Raw genomic sequence first — 15,193 nt, 5'->3', positions numbered from 1 at the left:
GATGAACGCCGCCCAGCTGCGCCGCGTCAACGCTGAAAGTTTCGCCCACTATCGCCAGGGCCTGATCGACCTGCTGCTCGACGCGGTGGGTTATGGCGCCAGCGTCGGTTTCATGGCCGACCTCGATGCTGCGCAGGCGCGCGCGTATTTCGACGAGGTTCAGGACCACGTCAACAAAGGCAGCGTGCTGCTCTGGGTGGTGGTCAAGGACGAACAGGTGCTGGCCAGTGTGCAATTGGGTTTGTGTCAGAAAGCCAACGGCCTCAATCGTGCCGAGGTGCAGAAACTGCTGGTGCGCGAACAAGCACGGCGTCGCGGCCTCGGTCAGCAACTGATGACCGCGCTGGAGCTCGAAGCGCCCAAGCACAAGCGCGGCATGCTTTTCCTCGACACTGAAGCCGGCTCCCCGGCCGAAGACTTCTACAAGGCGCTGGGCTACACCCGCGCGGGGCAAATCCCCGATTACGCCTGCGATCCGACCGGCACGTACAGGCCGACCGCCCTCTACTACAAGATTCTGCAAGGAGCCCAGCGATGATTCCTGGCGAGTACCAGATCCAGCCCGGCGACATCGAACTCAACGTCGATCGCCGCACTATCAGCCTGAAAGTCGCCAACAGCGGCGACCGGCCGATTCAGGTGGGGTCGCACTATCACTTTTTCGAGACCAACGACGCACTGACCTTCGATCGCGCGGCCAGCCGCGGAATGCGCCTGAATATTCCGGCGGGCACGGCGGTGCGTTTCGAGCCGGGGCAGAGCCGCGAGGTTGAGCTGGTGGATTACGCCGGGCATCGGCGAGTTTTCGGCTTTGCCGGCAGGATCATGGGTGAGCTCGATTGACACCGATGTGAACCCAAAAAGATCGCAGCCTTCGGCAGCTCCTACAGAGGTCATACAGTCTTGAGCCGATCACTGACTGTAGGAGCTGTCGAGCGCAGCGAGGCTGCGATAGCGAGCTATGCGAGCGGTCTCAAAAACAATTGAATCCCAAGGCAAGCACATGAAAATCTCAAGACAAGCCTACGCCGACATGTTCGGCCCCACCGTCGGCGACAAGGTGCGCCTGGCCGACACCGAGTTGTGGATCGAAGTCGAAAAAGACTTCACCACCTACGGCGAAGAAGTGAAATTCGGGGGCGGTAAAGTGATTCGCGACGGTCAGGGCCAGAGCCAACTGCTCGCCGCCGAAGTCGTCGACACGCTGATCACCAACGCGCTGATCATCGACCACTGGGGCATCGTCAAGGCCGACGTCGGCCTCAAGGACGGCCGCATTGCCGCGATCGGCAAGGCCGGCAACCCCGACGTGCAACCGAACGTGACCATCGCCATTGGCGCCAGCACCGAAGTGATCGCCGGCGAAGGCATGATCCTCACCGCCGGCGGCATCGATACGCACATCCACTTCATCTGCCCACAGCAGATCGAAGAAGCGCTGATGAGCGGCGTCACCACCATGATCGGCGGCGGCACCGGCCCGGCCACCGGCACCAACGCCACTACCTGCACTTCCGGCCCGTGGCATCTGGCGCGCATGCTCCAGGCCGCCGATGCCTTCCCGATGAACATCGGGCTCACCGGCAAGGGCAACGCCAGCCTGCCGGAGCCATTGATCGAGCAGGTAAAGGCCGGCGCCATCGGCCTCAAGTTGCACGAAGACTGGGGCACCACCCCGGCAAGCATCGACAACTGCCTAAACGTTGCGGATCAGTTCGATGTGCAGGTAGCGATCCACACCGACACGCTCAACGAGTCCGGCTTTGTCGAAACCACCCTCGGCGCGTTCAAGGGCCGCACCATCCACACCTATCACACCGAAGGCGCCGGCGGCGGTCACGCACCGGACATCATCAAGGCCTGTGGTTTCCCCAACGTGTTGCCGAGCTCGACTAACCCGACGCGACCGTTCACCCGTAACACCATCGACGAACACCTCGACATGCTGATGGTCTGCCACCACCTCGACCCGAGCATCGCCGAAGACGTTGCGTTCGCCGAAAGCCGTATTCGCCGCGAAACGATTGCCGCTGAGGACATTCTTCACGACCTCGGCGCGTTCTCGATGATCAGCTCCGACAGCCAGGCCATGGGCCGCGTCGGCGAAGTCATCACGCGCACCTGGCAGACTGCCGACAAGATGAAAAAGCAGCGCGGCCCGCTGCCGCAGGACGGCGAAGGCAACGACAACTTCCGCGCCAAACGCTACATCGCCAAGTACACGATCAACCCGGCAATCACCCATGGCATCAGCCATGAAGTCGGTTCGATCGAAGTCGGCAAGTGGGCGGATCTGGTGCTCTGGCGTCCGGCGTTTTTTGGTGTAAAACCGACGATGATTCTCAAGGGCGGCGCCATTGCCGCCAGCCTGATGGGTGACGCCAACGCCTCGATCCCGACACCGCAACCGGTGCACTACCGCCCGATGTTCGCCAGTTACGGTGGCTCGCTGCACGCCACCAGCCTGACCTTCATCAGCCAGGCGGCAGCCGAGGCCGGGTTGCCCGAAGCGCTGGGGCTGAAAAAGAAAATCGCTGTGGTCAAAGGTTGCCGCGACGTGCAGAAAACCGATTTGATTCACAACGATTACCTGCCAAACATCGACGTCGACCCGCAGACTTATCAGGTCAAGGCCGACGGTGTATTGCTCTGGTGTGAACCCGCAGAAACACTGCCGATGGCGCAGCGGTACTTTTTGTTCTGACAACAAAAAAGGCCCCTCGGGGCCTTTTGCTTTTCTGTCTGTCATACCGCGTCAGCGTTCATCGCGAGCAGGCTCACTCCTACAAGAGCCTGCGTACGCCGATCCAGTGTAGGAGTGAGCCTGCTCGCGATAGGGCCAGATCAGCCCCCACAAAACCTTCAGACGGACTACTCAACCACCAGCCGCCCCAATCGCTGGCGCAACATGAGGTTTTCAGCACGCAGTTCGCGCACCTCTTCCAGCAAATCCAGCGCCAGCGCGACGCCTTCCCACTCCAGATCCAGATCGCGCCGCAGCTTCGCGGCGCGCTTGGCCAGGGCCAGTTCGTAATCGGTGAAACGCCATTCCCGGGGCTGCGCGCCCTGAGGTTCGAGGATGCCGTGTTCGACGATTTCGATCACGTAGACGTCCGACAAATCGGCCGCCTCACAGAATTCTGCCAAGTCCAGTTGAACGATCAGGGGGCTGCTCATGATGGGCTACTCCGTCGCCGAATTTAGAAGTTCTCTCGCGGATTGAAGGCGGCTTTTTTTGCCAGTTCCTGCCACAGCGCCTTGACCTCGTCGTCGGACGCTTTCGGCATCACGGCCTTGAGCTGCACGAACAGGTAACCACGCTCGCCAGCCTTGTTTTTCAGACCGTGCCCTTTGGCGCGCATGCGCTGGCCGTTCTGACTGCCGGCTGGCACTTTGAGGTTGATCTTGCCAGTCAGCGTCGGCACGGCCACTTCGGTGCCCAGCGCCAGCTCCCACGGTGCCAGCGGCAGCGTGATGATCAGGTTGTCGCCTTCGACGTCGAATTTCGGGTGCGGCGCAAACCGAATGGTCAGGTACAGATCGCCATTTGCCCCGCCACCCACGCCCGGTGCGCCCTGGCCTTTGAGGCGAATGCGCTCGCCGTCCGTCACGCCCGCCGGGATCTTCACGTTCAGGCTCTTGCTGGTGTTGCTGACGTGCTGGCCGTTGGCGTTGTATTGAGGCACCTGGAAGGTGACCTTCTTCGATTCGTTCGAGAGCGTTTCCTCGAGGAAGATCGGCAGTTCCATTTCCACGTCTTGCCCTCGGCGCCCTGCACTGCGTTGTTGCCGACCCTCGCCGCCACCGAAACCGGGGCCGCGATTGCCAAAGATCGAACTGAAGAAGTCCGAGAAGTCGCCGGTGTCCTGACCACCGCCACCAAAGCCGCCACGGCTCTGCCAGCCCGGAGGCCCCTGGAACGGCTGACCGTGCTGGCCATAACGACGCAGCTCGTCGTATTCGGCGCGTTTGTCGGCGCTTTTCAGCGCTTCATAGGCTTCCGACGCGTCCTTGAATTTCTCCTCGGCGTCTTTTTCCTTGCTGACGTCGGGGTGGTATTTGCGCGCCAGCTTGCGATAGGCCGCTTTGATCGCCTTATCGTCTGCTGTCGGCTCCACGCCGAGTATCTTGTAATAGTCTTTGAAGTCCATTGAAGGAATCACCATCCGTTATCGATTTCGCGCCGATGCCAGCATGCGCCGATTCGCGCGTGCCAGGTTGACCGATCTCAAGGTTGTGACCGGGTGGCGCAGCAGAAGTTTATCGGCAGTGGACGACGGTTCTTGTGACCGCCGGTGGTTCTGCCGGCCCATGCCAGCAAGTTTGGGGCGAAGCTGCGATTTTCAACCAGTTTAGTCGCGAAATAGCAGATGACCGGCCTTCGATTCTGGCGCGCACTGACATACACTGCGCGGCCGTTTTTTGACCGGAACCGAAAGACATGAAAGACGCCTCTCCAGCCCGTGCCTGCGGCATCGACTTCGGCACGTCCAACTCCACCGTCGGCTGGCTGCGCCCCGGCATGGAAACGATGATCGCGCTGGAAGACGACAAGATCACCCTGCCGTCGGTGGTCTTCTTCAACATCGAGGAACGCCGCCCGGTTTACGGTCGTCTGGCGCTGCACGAGTATCTGGAAGGCTACGAAGGCCGCCTGATGCGCTCGTTGAAAAGCCTGCTCGGTTCCAAGCTGATCAAGCACGACACCAGCGTTCTCGGTACGGCGATGCCGTTCAAGGACTTGCTCGGCCTGTTCATCGGCCAGTTGAAGAGCCGCGCCGAAACCGCCGCCGGTCGGGAATTCGAGCAAGTGGTGCTCGGTCGCCCGGTGTTCTTCGTCGATGACGATCCGCTGGCTGACCAGGAAGCCGAAGACACCTTGGTCGATGTGGCGAAGAAGATCGGTTTCAAGGAAGTCTCGTTCCAATACGAACCGATTGCGGCGGCCTTCGACTACGAGTCGACCATCGAGAAAGAAGAGCTGGTGCTGATCGTCGACATCGGCGGTGGTACGTCCGACTTCTCGCTGGTGCGCCTGTCGCCCGAGCGTCGCATGCACGACAACCGTCACGACGACATCCTCGCCACCGGCGGTGTGCACATCGGCGGGACCGACTTCGACAAGCAACTGAGCCTGCAAGGCCTGATGCCGCTGTTCGGCTACGGCAGCCGCATGAAGAGCGGCGCCTACATGCCGACCAGCCACCACATGAACCTGGCGACCTGGCACACCATCAACTCGGTGTACTCGCAGAAATCCAGCCTGGCGCTGGGCAGCATGCGTTACGACATCGAAGACACTGGCGGCATCGATCGCCTGTTCAAGTTGATCGAACAGCGTGCCGGCCACTGGCTGGCGATGGAAGTAGAAGAGACCAAAATCCAGCTGACCCACACCGACAGCCGCCATGTGCCATTGGATCGGATCGAGGCCGGCTTGAGTGTAGAACTGAGCCGAGCGCTGTTCGAATCGGCAATTGATGCGCTGCTGGAGCGGGTGCGTGGCAGCGTTACGCAACTGTTGAACGATGCCGGTGTGGCGGTCGATCAGGTCGATACGGTGTTCTTCACCGGCGGTTCGAGCGGCATTCCGGCGCTGCGTAACAGCGTCTCGGCAATGCTGCCGAATGCGCGGCATGTTGAAGGGAACATCTTCGGCAGCATTGGTAGCGGCTTGGCGATTGAAGCGATGAAACGCTACGGTTCGATGGCCTGATCACAATCTCTGTGGCGAGGGGATTTATCCCCGATGGACTGCGCAGCAGGCCCAGCCCTTTACATCAAGAGAGGGGCCGCTTCGCGACCCATCGGGGATAAATCCCCTCGCCACAGTCATGACCTGCCACACATCCCCGAGCCTTACACCATCCCGCCCAGCTTCAACTCACTCTTCAGATACGCGTAATAAATCGGCCCCGCCACCACCCCCGGCAAGCCGAACGCGGCCTCGAACACCAGCATCGCCAGCAGCAACTCCCACGACTTGGCACTGATCTGCCCGCCGACAATGCGCGCATTGAGGAAGTATTCGAGCTTGTGGATAACGATCAGATACCCCAACGCCGCCACCGCCACCCAGATCGACAGCGACAGGCCGACGATGGTGATCAGCGTGTTGGAAATCAGGTTGCCGATCACTGGCAGCAGACCGAGCAGGAAGGTCAATACGATCAGGGTTTTGGTCAACGGCAGCTTCACGCCGAACATCGGCAGGATCACCGCGAGGAAGATCCCGGTGAAGAAGGTGTTGAGCAGGGCGATCTTGATCTGCGCAAAAACGATATTGCGGAACGCTTGAACCAGCAGGTGCAAACGGTCGAACAGCGCCGCCGCCAGCGGTTTGCGCTTGGTCACGTCCGGCACGCGCTGCAGGGCGATGATTGCACCGAGCACCATGCCGATCAGCAGCGTCACGAACATGTGCGCCGCATCCTTGCCGACCAGTTGCAACTCGGAGAGATGCTTGCTCAGCCATTCGCCAATCGCGACGCGGAATTCACCGGCACTGGCCGGTAGATAAGCGTCGATGAATGGCGGCAATTGTCCGCGCGCACGATCAACCACGCCCATGAATTTATCGAGTGAGGCACCGGGATTTTCCGCTTCGTGCAAGAGGAAACTGATGGCTCCGGCAAAGATCAGCGCCAGCACACTCACCACCAGCGTACCCAGCAGCGCTACCGCCAACCAACGTGCGCGGCGACCTTCGATCAGCCGTTGCAGTTGCGGGGTGAGCATGTTGACCAGTTCGAACACCAGCAAGCCAGCCAGCAGGCTCGGCAGCAAGCGCAGCGGCAGCACCAGCAGCAAACCGCCGAAAATGATGATGCAACTGACCCAGAACACAACATGACGCTCAGAAAACGTTGGCATACAGCCTCAAAACGAACGGCGTAGAAGGATTGGCAGTCTGCCAGCGTTCCGGGGCGAGCACTAGGTATATGCAGTGTTTGAGATTGGCGGCACTCTAGCCGCCGCCATCGCGAGCAGGCTCACTCCTACACTTGAAATGCGTTCCCCTGTAGGAGTGAGCCTGCTCGCGATGAAGCCGGCAGGCTCACCACAAGATCAGGGAATCACTTTTTCTTCAGGCAATCACTCATGAAGGTTTTGCGCGCATCGCCAGTCAGGGCTTTGGTTTTCGCATCGGCGTTGCACGTTTTCATTTTCTCCTGCTGCGGAGTCAGGGTCTTGGCATCGTTGGCCGCCGGCGCTGCCTTGAGACACGTGCTCATGAAGGTTTTGCGCTCATCGCCCTTGAGGCTCTTGGCGGTCGCATCGGCATTGCAGGTAGTCATCTTGTTCTGTTGCGCCGTGGCGGCGAAACCCTGGGAACACAGGAGCAAACCAATCATCAACAAAGGCACACGCAACATCTTCATGGAGTTTTCTCCTTGTCGCCGCACCGATGGATGCGGCCTCTGCAGGAGTGTAGCCAAATCTTGTTACACCTTCCTGCCTTCGAGGTGGCTGCGGCGGTACTGCTCCGGTGTGCAGCCCGCCTGGCGTTGAAACATGGCGATAAAGGCTGAACCGCTGCTGTAACCGAGATCGAAGGCGATCTCCTGAACGCTGCGCTGACCCTCCAATGCTTCGATCGCCGCGAGATAGCGCAAACGCTGACGCCACTCGCCAAAACTCATGCCCAACTCCCGCAAAAACTGCCGTGCCAGCGTGCGTTCACTGACATGCACCTGCGCCGCCCAATGCGCCAACGGCTGATTGTTGCCCGGCTCGGCTTGCAAGGATTCAAGGATCGTCAGCAAACCCGAACTGCTCGCATAGGGCAGATAACATTCGTGCACCGGCGCCTGCTGCAATTGATCGACCAGCACCTGCGCTAATCGCTGATCGGCATCCAGTTGGGGAATCTTCACGTCGCGCGCGGCGAAATCCTTGAGAATCGCCTTGAGAATGTCGCTGATCGCCAGCGTGCAGGCGCGGGCGGGCAAATCGGCACAGACCTTGGCATCCAGACACACCGCGCGATAATTGACGGGTTGATGACTGTAGAAACTGTGTTCGATCTGTGGCGGCACCCATACCGCATATTGTGGCGGCGACATGAAGCGGCTGCCGTCGACGTCCATGTGCAACACGCCATGTGCCGCATACTCCAGCGTGCCCCACGGGTGGCGGTGCGGTGCGGCGAATTCGTGGGCGTTGAAGTCGGCGTAGCGAAAGTACACCGCCGATGGCAGTTCGCTGAAATCCAGCAGATCGATGTGTTTGCTGTTCATGCTGTCCGGTTTCAGAGGCAGGTTGTCCGGTTCGAAGTATAGGCCTGCATCCAGACAAGGGATAATTGCGCTTCATCAACGTACTGGTTCCAACGCATGCAATACGCTTTTCCGCTGCTGGCGATTTTTATCTGGGCCGGCAACACCGTGATCAACAAACTCGCGGTCGGTGCAATTTTCCCGGCCGAGATCGGCTTTTACCGCTGGCTGCTCGCCGGGTTGCTGTTTACCCCGTTCATGCTCAAAGCGGTGATCGCGCACTGGCCGCAGATTCGCCCGAATCTGGGCAGGATTTTCATTCTCGGCGTGCTCGGGATGGCGGTCTATCAAAGCCTTGCCTACTTCGCCGCAACGCTGACCACCGCCACCAACATGGGCATCATTCTGTCGCTGATGCCGTTGATGTCGCTGGCCATGGCGATCATCAGCCTCGGTCAGCGCCTGACCGCCGGGGCGCTGGTCGGCGCGGTACTGTCCTTCGCCGGAGTGCTGGTGGTGGTGTCGTCCGGCAGCCTTGGCGCATTGCTGCAACACGGCGTCAACCTGGGTGATGCGATGATGCTGATCGCGACCTTGGCCTATGCCATCTACAGCACCCTGTTGAAAAAATGGCAGCTGCGCTTGCCCCCGCTGGTGTTGCTGTATTTGCAGGTGCTGGTAGCGATTGTCGTATTGTTTCCGCTGTATGCCGCTTCGCCGAAAACCGGTTTGACCGTGCAGAATATTCCGCTGGTGTTGTACGCGTGCCTGCTGGCCTCGATGCTCGCGCCGTTGGCGTGGATGCAGGCAGTGCAGCGTTTGGGGCCGAGCCGGACAACGCTGTTCTTCAATTTGCTGCCGTTGATTACCGCGCTGATTGCCGCTGTGGTGCTTAAAGAACAACTGGCGATGTACCACCTGGTCGGCGGCTTGCTGACCTTGGGTGGGGTGATTCTTTCCGAGCGCTGGACGACCGTGTTGGGCCGCAGACCAAGCATCGCCTGATGCTGGCACTGTGGTGAGGGGATTTATCCCCGATGGGGCGCGAAGCGTCCCCCGCTGTTGAAGTTAAGAGTGGGGCTGCTGCGCAGCCCATCGGGGATAAATCCCCTCACCACAGAAGCCATTTAAAGGCCGGCAGCCTTGAGGCGCGCCGCATGCTCGACAAACAATCGCAGCGGGTCCGCCCCCCTCCCCACCAACCCCAACGATTGGTTGACGATGTCGAAGTGATCCAGCGGATAGTCATCACCGATCACGGTCCCCAGATGCGAGCTAAAACGCCCGACCATCCCGTCACACTGCCCCGGCTCACGCACAAACGTTTTCGCAAACAAGCGACAGCTGCGATTCGTCCCGTCAAACAGATTGCCGCCGCGATCCGTCTTGCCTGGCTGCAATGTCCCCGACCACGAGTAATAGCGCACGCCGCCGACCTCCTCCGGCCCGTGCCCGCCCCAGGTTTCAGGCAATCCCTGTGGATAACGCTGGTTGAACAGCGCCACGCCAGCGCTGGTCAGCGATTGGTGCGATGCATGGATATCCACCGGCAGTTTCGGCCCGTGATAACCGGTTTCGAGTAAAGCCATCAGCCACCCGACAAAACGCAACAGCGCGGCGAGAATGCGTCCTTTGGCGCTGTCCGCCGGATAATGTTTTTGCAGATAATCGGCCAGCTCCGAGCCATGATTGGGCCCGGCGACCGAAGTCACCGAAGCGATCAGATCCGGCCGTTTCGCCGCCGCATACCGCGCTGTCAGTGAGCCTTGGCTGTGGCCGAACAGATTGACCTTCTGCGCGCCGGTCTCGCGCAGAATCTCATCGATGCGCGCGAGCAATTGCTCGCCACGCACTTCAGTCGAATTGAGCGGCGACACCTGCACGGCAATCACCGTTGCACCCGCTCGGCGCAACGCCTTGATGATCCCGAACCAGTAGGGATAGAGCACCAGCCGGATAAACCCGAGCATGCCCGGCACCAGCACCAGCGGATAACGCGTCGACATGAGCAGACATCCTTAAGTTCGGTGAATAGAGGCAAGGCCTGCAAAACCCCCGCCAAGCATCCCTGCTGATGATGACAACTCGATGAGCAGCCTACTTCAGCCCCACCACCCCCGCCACAATCAGGCCGACCGACAGCAGTTTGACCAGCGTCAGGCTCTCGCCAAGCAGGGCAAAGCCGAGAAACACCGTGCCCAGCGAGCCAATGGCGGTCCAGATCGGATAAGCGATGCTAACCGGCAAATCACGCATGGCCAGGGTCAGGAACCAGATCCCGCCGACTGCCGCGATCACGGTGATCAGCGAAGGCCACGGCCGAGTGAAGCCTTCGGCGTACTTCATGCCCATCGCAAAAGTCACCTCGAACCCCGCAGCGATCAGCAGGAACAACCAGGCCATCTAGAACTCCCGGGCGAGGTCGAGCAAGCGCTGCTCGGCCTCGGCCACCGACACCGCAAAGGTGCGCTCGGCAGACTCTTCGCCCTCGGCCGCGACCACCGTAACGTCATTGATGCCGACGAAACCCAGCGCGGTACGCAGCCATGGATCGGCGTGGTTCAGCGCTTCCAGCTCACCACCCGGACCGAAACCGAAGCCGCCGCGACTGGTGACGATCAAGGCTTTCTTGCCCCGCAACAGCGGCGTGTACTGGGCGATCCCGTTGTCCAGCGTGTGATCGAAAGTCAGACCCAGCCGCACGATCTGATCGACCCAGGCCTTGAGGCCGCTGGGCACGCTGAAGTTGTACATCGGCGTGGAAATCAGCAGCAGGTCGTTGTCGAGCAATTCGTTGACCAGTTGATCGCTGAGCGCCAGATCGGCTTGCATCGACAGCGACCGGGCTTCGGGCTCCGAGTGAAACGCCGCCGCTACGAAAGCCTCGTTGACTGCCGGGATCAGCGCCCGCCCGACTTCACGGCGGGTGACTTGTGCTTGTGGATGGCGCGCCTGCCAGGCACGGAGAAAACTTTCCGCGAGGCGCCGTGAGTGCGAACGGTCACCGCGTGGGCTGGCATGGATCACAAGAATCTTGCTCATCTGAAACTCCTTGGGACTAGACTTGGGCTGCTGTGTGGCTGCAGATTGCAGCTCACCCGCCTGCGTCTCAAATGAGCAAAAATCAGTCGGGATGAGTTTATTTCATCCATGGAGTTTTCAATGTTTGCCTCGCTGCCGCTGACCGCCCTGCGCGCGTTCGAATCCGCTTCGCGCCTGCTGAGTTTCAAGGCCGCCGCCGAAGAACTGACGGTGACGCCGACGGCGATCTCCCATCAGATCCGTGCACTGGAGGACTGGCTCGGTGTCGCGCTGTTCGAACGTCTGCCGCGTCAGGTGCACCTGACCGAAGGTGGCGAGCGCTTGTTCCGCAGCCTGCATGGCGCCTTTCTCGAAGTGGCGCAAAGCGTCGATACCCTGCGCCCGCAACGCAGCGCCAGTAGCCTGACGCTGTCGACCACCGCCGCGTTCGCCGCACTGTGGCTGGTGCCGCGCCTCGGCCGTTTCTATGCGAAACACCCGAATATCAATGTGCGTCTGGATACCCATTGCGAAGTGATTGACCTGCATCAGGACGCCAGCGTCGATCTGGTGCTGCGCTACAGCCTCGACGATTATCCGAACCTGTATGGCTTGTGCCTGTTCGACGAATCTTTCGGCGTCTACGGCTCGCCCGAGCAAGTGGCGCTGGCCGCACGGCGCACGCCGGCATTGATCAGCGTGCGTTGGCACAACTCGAAGTTATATGCCCACGGCTGGGAGGCCTGGTGCGCCAAGTCCGGGGAGCACTGGTTCAACCAGCAACCGGCGATCCGTGAATACGATGAAGAGCATTACGCGCTGCAAGCGGCGATTGCCGGGCAAGGGCTGGTGTTGGCGAGCAATATTCTGGTGTCGGAGAGCGTCGCCAACGGTTTGCTGCTGCCGTACAAGGGTGATGTGCAGGTCGATGGCGCGGGCTATAGCGCGTTGTGTGTGCCCGGGCGCGAGCGGCATCCGCCGGTGCGCGCTTTTTTGCGTGGTTGCAGGAGGAGGCGGTTTTGTCAGGGCTGGCGCCTAGATCGCAGCCTTCGGCAACTCCAGCAAAGATAGGGGCGTAAATCGATAAAACTTTTTGCTTCGCTCGGGACTCACAACTTGGGTAGCGACCACGGCCGCAGAACGTGGCGCCCATCGGATTAGCCTCCAGGAGACTGAAATGAGTGACGACCTGCATCTGTCAGATGTGCAAACACTGCGCGAACGTGCGCGCCAACACGTCGAGAACGGCGCTGTGACCGAAAGTTATAGCGCCGACCGTGAGGAGGTGCTGCGCTTGCTCAATGCATCGCTGGCCACCGAACTGGTTTGCGTGCTGCGCTACAAGCGCCACTACTTCATGGCCAATGGCGTGAAAGCCCATGTAGCCGCCGAAGAATTCCTCGAACACGCGAATCAGGAAGCCGAGCACGCCGACCGTCTGGCCGAGCGCATCGTGCAATTGGGCGGGGAACCGGAGTTCAACCCTGACCTGCTGTCGAAAATGTCCCACGCGCAATACGTGGCCGGGAACAACCTCAAAGAGATGGTTTACGAAGACCTCGTGGCCGAGCGCATCGCCATCGACAGCTATCGCGAGATCATTCAGTACATCGGCGAGAAAGACCCGACAACTCGGCGCATCTTCGAAGACATCCTCGCGCAGGAAGAAGAGCACGCCGATGACATGGCCGACATCCTGAAAGACCTTTAAACCCTTTCGCGAGCAGGCTCACTCCTACATTTGGAATACGTTCCAATGTAGGAGTGAGCCTGCTCGCGATAGCGCTTTCACAGACGCTGAAAATTACCTGGATGGCTTGACGGTCACGGGTGCCTTGCCCGCCTTCATCTGCTCCAGCAATGGCGCACACTGATTCGGCTCACCGCCACTCGGCGCTACCAGCGCCAGCAACCCTGCCGCCGGTGCCGCAATCACACCCAATGCGACCATCCCCGCGCCGCGAAGCAGCAGTGGCACAGCCTTGACCCCGGCGTCGGGCTTGATGAACTTGCCGCGCACGTACAGCGGCGAGCGCAGGGAAATCAAACGCCAGCCCTTCGATTCCGGTGTCACGGTCAAATCCAGTTGCTCGGTGGCCATGTTTGCCGTGCCGTCGATATAGATGATCGCGTTCTCGGTATCGAAGACGAACAGTCGTGTCGTCGCCAATCCGGTCTTGATGTCGAAGTCCGCTGCCGCGCAATTGATCTTCACTTCCTTGTCGCCGAAGATCTTGCCGACCACGTAGTTGCCTACGTTGAGCCCAGCCAGTTCCATCAACTCACGGCTGATCGCACCGTCATTGATCAACATCTTCAACTGGCCATTGGCGCCGCCGAGCAGTTTGGCCACCGAGTTGCCGCGACCGCTGATATCGGCATCGCCATTCAGCTCACCGAAACTGGTCTTCATCGGCTCAAACGTCGGGAACAGTTCTTTCAGCTTGAACTTGCGCGCGGTCAGCTTGGCCCGGCCTTCCAGCGGTTCTGTGCGACCGTTGAGGCGAATCTGCGCGTCGAGATTGCCACCGGCAACGCCGAAACGCAGCGGTTCGAGGCTGAGTTCGCCATCATTGAGTTTCAGGTGGGTATAGAGGTCGGTGAACGGCAGTTTTTCGCTGTGGACGATGCGTTTGCCGGTGAACTCGACATCGGCGTCCATCGCGCGCCAGCGATCAGTCTTGAACTCTTCAACCGGCAGCACTTTATCCGCCGGTTGCTTGCTTTCACCGCCACGGGCCTTTTGCTTGTCGTTCGAATCGGCGCCGATCAACGGCGCGAGGTCGGCGAACAGCAATTGATTGGACAGCAGCGCGCCGCTGAGTTTGGGCCTTGGCTGGCTGGCGGCGTAGGTCAGGTCGCCGTGAATGTCGCTGTTGCCGATCTTGCCGTTGAATTGCTCATAGGTGAACTTCGCGCCGGCGGCGTCATGCAGCTTGGCGATCAGGTGGCCATCGGTGGAATACGGCGGCGTGTCCGGCAACGTGACGCCAGTCAGCGGGTAGAGATTGCCCAGGCTGGCACCGGCCAGCTTCAGGCGCAGATCGAGAGCGCCGAGATTCATCGGGTCGGTCAGGGTGCCGGCCAGTTCGATACGGGTGTCGCCGATCTTCGCCTGCGCTTGCAACGGGAACGGCTTGCTGGCGTCCTGCAAGGCCAGCAAGCCACCGATCTTGCCCTGACCGCTGAGGTTCTGGCCGTGATATTGGCCTTTGACCTTCAGCGCAAACGCGTAGTCCTGTGGTGCACCGCCCTTGTCCTGCGCAGTTTTTGCCGCTTTGTCGCCGACGATGTCGCTGTAAGGGATCGGTTTGCCCAGCGGATCGATCAACACATCGAGGTTGGTTTTCAAGCTCTGGTCATCAAGGGTGACGTGGCCCTTGTCAAAATTGATGGCGCCAATGTCGACAACCCAGTTAGACGGTTCAGCGTTCGGGTCCTTGGGATCGAACTTGAAGGTCCAGTTGGCGCGGCCGTCCGCCAGGCGCTGCAAATCGGCGTTGGGTTCAGTCAGGTCGATACGCGGAATCATCACGCGTTGTGCCAGCAGAGCCAGTGGCGAGATACGCAACTCGACGCGTTTGAGGGTGACCATCTGCGGTTTCTTCGACCAGTCCGGATTGCCCAGGCTCAAATCCTCGGCGACAACGTGCGGCCACGGCACCCAGGCACGCCAGCCACCTTCATCCGATTCGCGCTGCCAAATAACGGCGAGGTTGCCATTGATCGCAAACGGTCGGTGCAGTTCTTCCGAGACTTTGGCGTTGAGCGGCGGTTTGATCCGGTTCCAGTCGAAGAACACGATGATCAAAACCAGCACGGCCAATAACAGCACGAGGATGGCGAAGGTCCAGCTGAAGATTTTTCCAGTGCGCGTCATGCACAAAGCTCCTGATCACGACCGTTCGCCAATGTCGCGGCGAACGGCTGAAACGGCGGGCCAAAGCGGCCCC

The 15,193-nt window shown here is 60.3% G+C and carries 15 protein-coding genes and 1 pseudogene; 7 read left to right on the top strand and 9 right to left on the bottom strand.

Annotated features, from left to right (window positions below; translation table 11 throughout):
* The first annotated feature begins 1 nt into the window (after position 1).
* From JFT91_RS09065 to ureC, 3 genes are all read left to right on the top strand, one after another.
* Positions 2-538, top strand: a complete 537-nt coding sequence (locus tag JFT91_RS09065) for a GNAT family N-acetyltransferase (protein ID WP_201232153.1) — start codon at positions 2-4, stop codon at positions 536-538.
* On the top strand, positions 535-843 hold the full coding sequence (locus JFT91_RS09060) for an urease subunit beta (RefSeq protein WP_201230374.1): 309 nt from the start codon (positions 535-537) through the stop codon (positions 841-843). The genes JFT91_RS09065 and JFT91_RS09060 overlap by 4 nt, the downstream gene beginning before the upstream one ends.
* A 160-nt stretch (positions 844-1,003) precedes the next feature.
* On the top strand, positions 1,004-2,704 hold the full coding sequence (gene ureC / locus JFT91_RS09055) for an urease subunit alpha (RefSeq protein ID WP_201232152.1): 1,701 nt from the start codon (positions 1,004-1,006) through the stop codon (positions 2,702-2,704).
* 167 nt (positions 2,705-2,871) lie between these two features.
* Here ureC and JFT91_RS09050 read toward each other — a convergent pair whose 3' ends face one another.
* Positions 2,872-3,177, bottom strand: coding sequence for a chaperone modulator CbpM (locus tag JFT91_RS09050; RefSeq protein WP_201232151.1), 306 nt, complete (start codon positions 3,175-3,177; stop codon positions 2,872-2,874).
* 23 nt (positions 3,178-3,200) lie between these two features.
* Positions 3,201-4,151 (bottom strand): DnaJ C-terminal domain-containing protein, encoded by a 951-nt coding sequence (locus JFT91_RS09045; protein WP_201230358.1) that lies wholly within the window; start codon positions 4,149-4,151, stop codon positions 3,201-3,203.
* Positions 4,152-4,441: 290 nt separating this feature from the next.
* On the opposite strand from JFT91_RS09045, the gene JFT91_RS09040 reads away from it, so the two are divergent.
* Positions 4,442-5,716, top strand: a complete 1,275-nt coding sequence (locus tag JFT91_RS09040; protein ID WP_201232150.1) for an Hsp70 family protein — start codon at positions 4,442-4,444, stop codon at positions 5,714-5,716.
* 143 nt (positions 5,717-5,859) lie between these two features.
* Here the strand turns inward: JFT91_RS09040 and JFT91_RS09035 are convergent, their stop codons facing one another.
* The 3 genes from JFT91_RS09035 to JFT91_RS09025 form a co-directional block, all read right to left on the bottom strand.
* Entirely contained in the window at positions 5,860-6,873 is a 1,014-nt protein-coding gene (locus JFT91_RS09035) for an AI-2E family transporter (protein ID WP_201230346.1), read from the bottom strand.
* 203 nt (positions 6,874-7,076) lie between these two features.
* The gene (locus JFT91_RS09030; protein ID WP_025111807.1) at positions 7,077-7,382 is read right to left on the bottom strand and encodes a PsiF family protein; all 306 of its coding nucleotides are present in this window, start codon (positions 7,380-7,382) and stop codon (positions 7,077-7,079) included.
* A 63-nt stretch (positions 7,383-7,445) separates the two neighbouring features.
* A complete protein-coding gene (locus tag JFT91_RS09025) occupies positions 7,446-8,240 on the bottom strand; it encodes an AraC family transcriptional regulator (protein ID WP_201232149.1) in 795 nt (264 codons plus the stop codon).
* A 96-nt stretch (positions 8,241-8,336) separates the two neighbouring features.
* Here JFT91_RS09025 and JFT91_RS09020 point away from each other — a divergent pair, with 96 nt between their 5' ends.
* On the top strand, positions 8,337-9,224 hold the full coding sequence (locus JFT91_RS09020; protein ID WP_201232148.1) for a DMT family transporter: 888 nt from the start codon (positions 8,337-8,339) through the stop codon (positions 9,222-9,224).
* A gap of 122 nt (positions 9,225-9,346) precedes the next feature.
* Here the strand turns inward: JFT91_RS09020 and JFT91_RS09015 are convergent, their stop codons facing one another.
* The 3 genes from JFT91_RS09015 to JFT91_RS09005 all read right to left on the bottom strand — a co-directional run bounded on the left by JFT91_RS09015 (position 9,347) and on the right by JFT91_RS09005 (position 11,261).
* The gene (locus JFT91_RS09015) at positions 9,347-10,225 is read right to left on the bottom strand and encodes an esterase/lipase family protein (RefSeq protein ID WP_201232147.1); all 879 of its coding nucleotides are present in this window, start codon (positions 10,223-10,225) and stop codon (positions 9,347-9,349) included.
* Between the two features lie 91 nt (positions 10,226-10,316).
* Entirely contained in the window at positions 10,317-10,622 is a 306-nt protein-coding gene (locus JFT91_RS09010) for a DMT family transporter (RefSeq protein ID WP_201232146.1), read from the bottom strand.
* Entirely contained in the window at positions 10,623-11,261 is a 639-nt protein-coding gene (locus JFT91_RS09005) for an FMN-dependent NADH-azoreductase (RefSeq protein WP_201232145.1), read from the bottom strand.
* 108 nt (positions 11,262-11,369) lie between these two features.
* Between JFT91_RS09005 and JFT91_RS09000 the strand changes: the two are divergent.
* Both JFT91_RS09000 and JFT91_RS08995 read left to right on the top strand, forming a co-directional pair.
* Positions 11,370-12,319 (top strand): annotated as a pseudogene (locus tag JFT91_RS09000) (LysR substrate-binding domain-containing protein).
* Positions 12,320-12,417: 98 nt separating this feature from the next.
* Positions 12,418-12,951, top strand: coding sequence for a ferritin-like domain-containing protein (locus JFT91_RS08995; protein ID WP_201148480.1), 534 nt, complete (start codon positions 12,418-12,420; stop codon positions 12,949-12,951).
* A gap of 93 nt (positions 12,952-13,044) precedes the next feature.
* Here the strand turns inward: JFT91_RS08995 and JFT91_RS08990 are convergent, their stop codons facing one another.
* Positions 13,045-15,120 carry an AsmA family protein gene (locus JFT91_RS08990; RefSeq protein WP_201232143.1) on the bottom strand — a complete coding sequence of 692 codons (2,076 nt, stop codon included), beginning with the start codon at positions 15,118-15,120 and terminating at the stop codon, positions 13,045-13,047.
* Positions 15,121-15,193 lie beyond the last annotated feature (73 nt).

Source organism: Pseudomonas sp. TH08 (assembly GCF_016651275.1).
GTDB lineage: Bacteria > Pseudomonadota > Gammaproteobacteria > Pseudomonadales > Pseudomonadaceae > Aquipseudomonas.
This window is presented reverse-complemented; position numbering and strand designations above follow the sequence as displayed.